At 75.6% G+C, this 583-nt stretch carries 1 protein-coding gene and 1 pseudogene; both read left to right on the top strand.

The window, feature by feature from the left end:
- The coding region (locus G3I65_RS27735; RefSeq protein ID WP_160698726.1) for a 4'-phosphopantetheinyl transferase superfamily protein at positions 1 to 236 on the top strand (236 nt) is incomplete at its 5' end.
- A gap of 24 nt (positions 237 to 260) precedes the next feature.
- Positions 261 to 583: pseudogene (locus G3I65_RS27730) on the top strand (hypothetical protein); the annotation flags it as partial.

The following is a 583-nucleotide window of genomic DNA, read 5'->3' as shown; positions in this document are numbered from 1 at the left end:
ACGCCCCCGCCGTCACCGCACTGCCGCGAGCCCGGCGCGCGCGGGAGTTCGCCTGGGTGTGGACCGTGCAGGAGGCGTGCGTCAAGGCCGCCGGCACCGGGCTGGGCGGGCGGCCCTGGTCGATCGACGTCCGGCCCGGCGCGCTGTCCGGGCGCTGGGGCGGCTTCACCTGGCTCAGCCTGCGCACCCGGTCGCCGGTGCCGCTGAGCTGCGCCTTCCACCCACCACCCTGGTGACCCACCACGACAACGGAGGTCGACGTGCACCTCATCAACGCCCCGGACGTAGTCCCGGAACTCAGCTGCTACACCACCAACCTGGTGGCCTACCTCGAACCCGACGACCCCGGCGTCAAGACCCGCCTGGCGCACGCCGTCCGCCTGGCGGTCCGGTGCGACGGCGGTCCCGGGGAGCTGATCTTCTCCCAGCACACCCGCGTCGACGGCGGCACCGCGGGCGAGCCGCTCGGGTACCGCGGCGCCGCGACCTGGGCGCGGGCCGCCGAAGACCTCGACGCGGAGCTCACGCGCTCGGGGCGGGTGCTCGCCGTCGCCGACACCTTCCACCTGCCCTGGTCGCCCGC

It is taken from the genome of Amycolatopsis sp. SID8362 (genome assembly GCF_010550475.1).
Lineage (GTDB): Bacteria > Actinomycetota > Actinomycetes > Mycobacteriales > Pseudonocardiaceae > Amycolatopsis > Amycolatopsis eburnea.
Note: the sequence above shows the minus strand (reverse complement) of the source record. Positions and strands in the feature narration are given on the sequence as shown.